Annotated in this window: 1 tRNA gene; it reads left to right on the top strand. The window is 44.6% G+C overall.

Annotation, left to right across the window (positions count from 1 at the left end):
* The first annotated feature begins 10 nt into the window (after positions 1 to 10).
* Positions 11 to 87, top strand: a tRNA-Ile gene (locus ACG916_RS21700).
* Positions 88 to 224: the final 137 nt, after the last annotated feature.

The following is a 224-nucleotide window of genomic DNA, read 5'->3' as shown; positions in this document are numbered from 1 at the left end:
ATGTATCTGAGGGTCTGTAGCTCAGTTGGTTAGAGCACACGCTTGATAAGCGTGGGGTCACAAGTTCAAGTCTTGTCAGACCCACCAAGTCTACTGATTGAGTTTGAAAGAATTTTAAATTCGATTTACAGAAGAGCAGATATATTAAGATCTTAAGCTGGGGACTTAGCTTAGTTGGTAGAGCGCCTGCTTTGCACGCAGGAGGTCAACGGTTCGACTCCGTT

Origin of the sequence: Acinetobacter legionensis (genome assembly GCF_048552295.1) — a bacterium.
In the GTDB taxonomy this organism is placed as follows: Bacteria; Pseudomonadota; Gammaproteobacteria; order Pseudomonadales; family Moraxellaceae; genus Acinetobacter.
This window is presented reverse-complemented; position numbering and strand designations above follow the sequence as displayed.